This window comes from Pseudoflavitalea rhizosphaerae, assembly GCF_003991355.1.
GTDB lineage: Bacteria > Bacteroidota > Bacteroidia > Chitinophagales > Chitinophagaceae > Pseudobacter > Pseudobacter rhizosphaerae.
Window position 1 is genome coordinate 414,977 of record NZ_RCSU01000005.1, and the last position, 6,832, is coordinate 421,808.

Annotated in this window: 7 protein-coding genes; 1 reads left to right on the plus strand and 6 read right to left on the minus strand. The window is 48.3% G+C overall.

What is annotated here, in order from left to right:
• Positions 1–7: 7 nt before the first annotated feature.
• The 5 genes from nhaA to D9Y29_RS11550 form a co-directional block, all read right to left on the minus strand.
• Complete coding sequence (gene nhaA / locus D9Y29_RS11530; RefSeq protein ID WP_127128175.1) at positions 8–1,204, minus strand: Na+/H+ antiporter NhaA; 1,197 nt, start codon at positions 1,202–1,204, stop codon at positions 8–10.
• Between the two features lie 6 nt (positions 1,205–1,210).
• Positions 1,211–2,848, minus strand: coding sequence for a sensor histidine kinase (locus tag D9Y29_RS11535; RefSeq protein WP_127128177.1), 1,638 nt, complete (start codon positions 2,846–2,848; stop codon positions 1,211–1,213).
• Between the two features lie 259 nt (positions 2,849–3,107).
• Positions 3,108–3,770, minus strand: coding sequence for a gluconate 2-dehydrogenase subunit 3 family protein (locus D9Y29_RS11540; protein ID WP_127128179.1), 663 nt, complete (start codon positions 3,768–3,770; stop codon positions 3,108–3,110).
• Positions 3,771–3,807: 37 nt separating this feature from the next.
• Positions 3,808–5,553, minus strand: coding sequence for a GMC family oxidoreductase (locus D9Y29_RS11545; protein WP_127128181.1), 1,746 nt, complete (start codon positions 5,551–5,553; stop codon positions 3,808–3,810).
• 248 nt (positions 5,554–5,801) lie between these two features.
• A complete protein-coding gene (locus D9Y29_RS11550) occupies positions 5,802–6,005 on the minus strand; it encodes a dodecin family protein (protein WP_127128183.1) in 204 nt (67 codons plus the stop codon).
• A gap of 174 nt (positions 6,006–6,179) precedes the next feature.
• Here D9Y29_RS11550 and D9Y29_RS11555 point away from each other — a divergent pair, with 174 nt between their 5' ends.
• Positions 6,180–6,434 (plus strand): hypothetical protein, encoded by a 255-nt coding sequence (locus D9Y29_RS11555; protein WP_127128185.1) that lies wholly within the window; start codon positions 6,180–6,182, stop codon positions 6,432–6,434.
• Between the two features lie 10 nt (positions 6,435–6,444).
• Here the strand turns inward: D9Y29_RS11555 and D9Y29_RS11560 are convergent, their stop codons facing one another.
• A complete protein-coding gene (locus D9Y29_RS11560) occupies positions 6,445–6,723 on the minus strand; it encodes a hypothetical protein (protein WP_127128187.1) in 279 nt (92 codons plus the stop codon).
• Positions 6,724–6,832: the final 109 nt, after the last annotated feature.

The following is a 6,832-nucleotide window of genomic DNA, read 5'->3' on the forward strand; positions in this document are numbered from 1 at the left end:
GCGGCACTCACCCGCGGAAACGCGGGCGACCTCGCCTGCCCGGGGTAATAGCTTTCAGGAAAAGGAAGCCGGCAATACCTGCAATCACGGATGCACTGAGTACAGCGATCTTTGCATTGATGATTGTGGTGGCATCGTTGAATGCCAGCAAGGTGATGAAAATACTCATGGTGAATCCAATGCCCGCAAGAATGCCTGCGCCTGAAATATGCTTCCAGCTTAATTCCGAGGGCAGGCGGCATATTTTCAGTTTCACTGCAGTATAACAGAAAAGGATTATACCAACGGGTTTCCCCAGTATCAGCCCGCTCATGATACCCAATGTATTCTTTGTACCGAAGCTCTTCTGCCATCCCGGCTCGAACACAATTCCGGTATTTGCTAAAGCGAAAACAGGAAGAATGAAAAAAGCAACGGGCTTGTGCAGGAAATGCTGCAGCTTGTAGGAAATGGATTGTTCGGTACCATTGCCGAATGGAATGGCAAATGCCAGGAGGATGCCTGAGATGGTTGCATGCACGCCGCTCTTCAGCATGAAATACCACATGAAAACACCAGGCACCAGGTATACTATAAGATAGTGGATACGAAGCCTGTTGAAAATGAGGAGCAACGTGAAAACGCCCATGGCAGCGCCAAAGTAGGCAAGTGAAAATCCTTCCGTATAGAATACGGCAATCACGATGATGGCCCCCAGGTCATCTATGATGGCAAGGGCCGCGAGAAATATCTTCAATGAAGCCGGCACCCTGTTGCCGAGCAATGAAAGGATGCCCAATGCAAATGCTATATCCGTTGCCATGGGAATACCGATGCCAGCCTGTTCAGGCGTTCCATGGTTCAAAATAAAATGGAAAAGTGCAGGCGTAAGCATACCGCCCAGCGCAGCCACTACCGGCAACAATGCATTATGCACATTAGACAATTCACCGGCATAGAGTTCCCTCTCTATTTCCAGCCCGATCATGAGGAAGAAGATGGCCATCAAACCATCATTCACCCAGTATTCAACAGGGTGGTACATCTCAAAACCGCCTACGGAAAACCCGATGCTATGGTGCCAGAAATGAAGATAACTTTCTCCTAATGGTAAGTTTGCGATAAGTATGGAGAGTACCGTACAGATTATCAAAACAATTCCGCCTGTTTTTTCGCTATGAAAGAAGTCTGTGAATAGTTTCGATAACTGGATACGCTTGATCATGCTGCTTTATTTTTCGTCCTGAATGCCTGGCGGGACCTCCGAGATAGTGAAGTAGAAAGTACTTCCGATGCCGGGCATTGATTCTACCCAGATCTCTCCGCCGTGCAATTCTACGATTTTTTTGCAATGCGCCAGCCCAATACCTGAACCTTCATAGTCTTTTTTATTGTGAAGACGCTGAAAGATCACGAATATCCTGTCGCGGTGCTGCTGATCGATGCCAATGCCATTATCACTGACGGCGAATTTCCAGAAGCCGGGGATCCTGGTAACAGTGATGCTGATCTCCGGTTGTTCGCCGCGTTTCCTGAATTTGATGGCATTGCTGATCAGGTTTTGAAAAAGCAGTTTCAATTCAGTTGGGAAAGTATATAGTACAGGTAATGTATCTGTATGGATCTTTGCTTTGTTCTCTTTTATATTATTGTCCATATCCGCCAGCACTTCATGCAGCAGGATATTACAGTCGGCCAGTACAAATGCAATGGCCCTGCCGATACGCGAATACACCAGCAGGTCCTTGATCAGTGTTCTCATGCGGTCGGACGCATTCAGGATATATTCGAGATATTTATCTGCGTTCTCATCCAGGCGGCCTTTGTATTGTTTGTTGAGCAGTCCAACAAAACCGGAAACTGTTTTGAGTGGCTCCTGAAGATCATGTGAGGCAACGTAGGCGAATTGTTCCAGCTCTTTGTTTTTCCGCTCCAGTTCCATTGTTCTGTTTTCCACTTTCTTCTCCAGGTCTGCATTGGCTTCCTTGATCTCGTTCTGCAATTTCTCCAGTTCCAGGGCCATGGCATTGAAGTCGTTGGCCAGAACGCCGATCTCATCTTTGGAATACACTTTGGCTTTTACACTGAAGTCTCCTTTGCCAACTGCATTTGCTGATTTGAGAATGGTATCGATACCTTTGGAAATGCCCCTGCTAACCACAATAGCCAGGATAAGGCCAGTGAACTCAACAGTAATAGCAATACTGAGCAGGATACGCAGGATAAGCTTTTCCAACCAACGGGAGCCTTCGCCCAATTGGAGGCTGAAGTCATTCTCAAGTATGGTAAACCGGTTGTTCATGGTTTCCAGTTCATCCATAATTGCGTTTATACGCTCCTGTGAGCGCGCAGGACTTTGAATTTCGGTCTGTAACTTTTCACCGATAGCAATAAACTGTGGCAACATCCCGTCTGCTTCAATCCATGCAACAATTGCCTTATTTATATATTCCACCCAGTAAAACCGGGAGAACAGGTTGAGCATGCCAGTTCCATCATCCGGATGATTACCGCCTTCGATGAAACTTTGCCTGATGATGGCTTCATTACGTTCATCGGCAGGCTTGCTGAATTCTACCAGGGCTTTATGATCCGCAATTGGAACAGCCAGGCTCAATCTGAATTTTTTGAAATTATCCTCATTGTATGTACGGGCGTAACAGACCAGTTGGTATAAAGCATCTTTCTGGCCTTTGGACCAGAGAGCTTCTCCATTCACGTAGGCCCTAACAGAGGAAAGGGTATGGATCGAAAAGGCAAGCGCCAGCAGCTCCACTGCAATCAATGCAGCCATGATGCCAACGGTGAAATACAATTTGGTTTTAATGGATAGGTTCCTGAACCACCTGACTATAGATCGTTTTGCCATGTAAGAATCGTTGTTTAAACCCAGACGGGCAGAAAGTTATGGAATTTAAACGAAAAGTGGAAGTACAGGACTGTGACTGTCGCTCGCCTCCGGTGAGTGACTGCTGTTTAGTCGCCTCCGGCGACGCTGTGTTCGCCGGAGGCGAACCAATACAAGTCACTCGCCGGAGGCGAGCGACTGCCACTGCGTAATAAAGAAAAACCCGCTCCATGGANTGCGTAATAAAGAAAAACCCGCTCCATGGAGCGGGTTTAAGCATTTAATATTTAACGCATTCGTTCATTTCCTTCTCCGTGTATGCCACACCGTATTGTTTGAGTACGTCCTCGGGTACGCCATTCCACTGGTTGGGCGCATTACCGGAATACCCAACATCTTTTACACCGATTTCGGTAGTATAGAAGCCACTTGCGGTGAGGTTGCGCATCAGGTTGAAGAAAGCCACGCCCTGGGCAAACTGCGGTTTGGCTTTGGCAGGCCAGGCGATATCGTCCACCACCTGCAGCCGCTGCTTTTCATCGCAGTCCACAAATGTTTTCTCGAAACGATTAAGGCATTGCAGGTCCAGCCAGCGAAGTCCGCCGCGCATGGGGGTCTGGTGCTGGGGCATATCCTTCACGATGAACTCGATCCATTCCGGCACTTTGGCATCGGAAGCACTGCCGCTCACTTCATCCCGGGGGATGATGATGTCTGCAAGAATAGTGATGGTAGCCATTTCATGTTGGGTGAAAAATGTTTTCGAAACAACTTCTTTATAATGTTCCACTTCTTCCTTCATCCTGTCGATGTTGGAACCGTCGCCGGTAGTGGCGGAAGGAGTGGTGGTCTTTGCTTGTTTATCATCTTTACAGGCTTCCAGCAGCACACCTGAAGCGATCGTACCGATGGCCAGCGCTTTGAGTGATTTCCTTCTATCCATACAGATCTGATTTTTGGGGTGATGATTGACGTTATGATTACAATTGCTGCTTTTTCATTTGGTCCATGATGTATTCACTGGCGCGCATGGAGAGGGCCAGGATGGTCCAGGTGATGTTCTTATCGGCCTGGCTGGTGAATTGTCCGCCATCCACACAGAATACATTTTTGCAGTCATGGGCCTGGCTCCACTTGTTGAGCGCGGATGTTTTGGGATCGTTGCCCATGCGTACGGTGCCTGCTTCGTGGATGATACGGCCGGGTGTTTCCAATCCATAATTACTTTCCTTTCCAGCGATACCCCAGGTGATCACAGCGCCCATTTCATGCATGATCTCCTGGAAGGTTTCCTGCATATGTTTGGCCTGGTTGATCTCGTGCTCACTCCATTTTACATCGAAGCGGAGAACAGGGATGCCGTATTTGTCCACTACATTGGGATCGATCTCACATTTGTTGTGTTCGTAGGAGATGGCTTCACCTCTGCCAGCCATTCCAACACTGGCGCCATAGAAGAAACGGAAATCTTCTTTCAGTGATTTACCATAGCCGCCGGCTTCTTTCTGTTGACCGTTCACCAGGTATTTACCGTTGAGACTTTCCACGCCCCATCCGAATCCATATGCGGGCTGTCCCATGCCTCCCCAGTATTCGATATGATAACCGCGCGGGAAATCGAGTTTTTTATTATCGAGCCACCAGGGAGAGTATACGTGCATGCCGCCCACACCGTCTTCGTTGTATCGTTTTCTTCCGAAGAGTTGCGGAAGTACGCCGCCCATGGCAACACCGGTGGAATCGTGCAGGTATTTACCCACTACATTGCTGGAGTTGGCGAGTCCGTTCCCGTGCCGGGTGGATTTTGAATTGAGCAGTAAGCGTGCGGATTCACAGGCGCTGGCGGCAAGGATCACCACGCGGCCGCTCACCTGGTATTCCTGGAGATCATCTTTACTTACATAAGAAACTCCGGTAGCCAGGCCTTCTTTATTGGTAAGTACTTCACGGGCCATTGCATTCGCCACCACATCTACATTACCGGTCATCAGTGCGGGTTTCACCAGCACTGAGCTGGAAGAGAAGTCTGCATACATGGTGCTGCAGGCGCGTGAGCACTGGCCACAGTAGATGCACACACCACGCTCGATGGTGCTTTCGATGGGTTTGGTAAGGATGCTGAGCCGCGAAGGGATCACGGGTACGCCTGCCTTCACTGCGGCATTCTTCACAAAGATCTCGTGGAGCCTGGGTTTGGGAGGAGGGAGGAAGAATCCGTCGGGATCATTTTCCAGTCCTTCATTGGTGCCGAACACGCCGATGAGTTTATCTACCCGATCATAGAACGGTTTGATATCATCATAACCGATGGGCCAGTCTTCACCAAGACCATCGATGCTTTTGCGTTTGAAATCTTTTGGACCGAAGCGGAGTGAGATGCGTCCCCAGTGGTTGGTGCGGCCACCGAGCATCCTGGCGCGGAACCAGTCCCACTGCGTACCACTGGCTTTGGTATAGGGTTCGCCTTCTATTTCCCAACCGCAGTAGCAGGCATCGAAATCCCCAAAGGGGCGGAATTTGGTAGCGGCGCCGCGTCTCGGTGAATCCCATGGATTTTTGAATTGGGTAACATTGGTTTTGGGGTCATACATCGGACCGGCTTCGATTAAACAAACTTTCAATCCGGCTTTTGCCAACATATAAGTTGCCATGCCTCCACCAGCGCCCGAGCCCACAATAACTACATCGTACAGTTTTGCATTTTTCCTGATCTGCAGATCTCCCATAATTGCAATTTGTTTGGGGTATAATGTCCTTAAAATAACATGAGGAGGTAAATATAATGTAAAAGGTTTTAAAATGCTGTAAAGCGCGTGCTAAATCAATTTAGCAATTAAAAAGGGATTAGTACAGTTTTATGGGGATCGATGGTATAAACCAGGTGGGACAGGTAGTACAGAAGAACTTCCGTCATGCCGGGATAGATGGCGGAAGTTCTTCTGATAAAAGATCATTGGGCAAGAATGATCTTTCATCATTCATCAATCCGGAAAGCCACTTTACAGATCACGCCAAAGGACGTGATCTTATCGCCCTTCACATGGGCCTTGATGTCTTTCACGTAAATGGAATCGATGTTACGGACTGTTTTGGAAACTTCTTTGAGGCCATTCTTCACGGCATCGTCGATGCTTTTCTCTGAGGAGGCGATTACTTCAATAACTTTAACGATAGACATAGCATTCCGGTTTTAATAGTTAAGAAATAAAGGAAGCCGTTGACGGAGTGGGATGGAGGTGGGTTTCAGGGAATTAAAGCTACTATTTTTTATGGAGATGAGTGGCTTAAACAATTTTATTTCAACCGGTTCGTTGTAAAATACGACCAATTCCATTGAAAACCCACTGACCCTATGACCCCGTTTACCCAAAACGACCAGGACTACCTGGCTGAGAGATTTCAGATACTGGAAAACCATATTGTCCATTCCAGTAAGATCGCGTTATTGAAGATCCAGAGCTGGAAATTTGCGATGCGCACGCCTGAAGTAGGCAGCAATTACCAGCAGGCAGCAGAAGCCATGGTGAGGGATTCGCTGCTAAGTGTTGTTCCCAATTCATTTGTATTGTGCGAAGAGGGTTATTACCTGAGCCCAACGGAAAACTAGGCAAGGGCCGCTACTTACTTTTGGCCGCCATCTTATCCATGCCTTGTCCTGTGAAAAATCCTGTTATGGCGCCGAGCAATGCACCTCCGGCAATCCAGGTGGCATTTGCCCCTGCAGACAGGAAGGCGATCCCTGCCCCGAAAATGGCCAGGAGTACTACCATGATAGTAACGGCGCTGCGGCGGGCTGTTGGTTTGGCGGCTGCATGAGCTGTTTGACCACCTTTCGGTTGTGCTTTAGGGTGGTATTGGTGGTGCTTGTGTTTGCGCCTGTTTTTACTGATAGGCATAAAGTCAATTTTATATAAGGTACAAAATATTGAAGGAAATGTCAACCGGCTGATGGCCGGTTTTTTGATTTAGGCAGGGTGTGGCCAGTCGCTCGCCTCCGGCGAGTGA

What these genes read in the sequence shown, in the direction of transcription:
- nhaA (WP_127128175.1), bottom strand. Translation starts at nt 1,204, where the DNA reads ATGATCAAGCGTATCCAGTTATCGAAACTATTCACAGACTTCTTTCAT.
- D9Y29_RS11535 (WP_127128177.1), bottom strand. Translation starts at nt 2,848, where the DNA reads ATGGCAAAACGATCTATAGTCAGGTGGTTCAGGAACCTATCCATTAAA.
- D9Y29_RS11540 (WP_127128179.1), bottom strand. Translation starts at nt 3,770, where the DNA reads ATGGATAGAAGGAAATCACTCAAAGCGCTGGCCATCGGTACGATCGCT.
- D9Y29_RS11545 (WP_127128181.1), bottom strand. Translation starts at nt 5,553, where the DNA reads ATGGGAGATCTGCAGATCAGGAAAAATGCAAAACTGTACGATGTAGTT.
- D9Y29_RS11550 (WP_127128183.1), bottom strand. Translation starts at nt 6,005, where the DNA reads ATGTCTATCGTTAAAGTTATTGAAGTAATCGCCTCCTCAGAGAAAAGC.
- D9Y29_RS11555 (WP_127128185.1), top strand. Translation starts at nt 6,180, where the DNA reads ATGACCCCGTTTACCCAAAACGACCAGGACTACCTGGCTGAGAGATTT.
- D9Y29_RS11560 (WP_127128187.1), bottom strand. Translation starts at nt 6,723, where the DNA reads ATGCCTATCAGTAAAAACAGGCGCAAACACAAGCACCACCAATACCAC.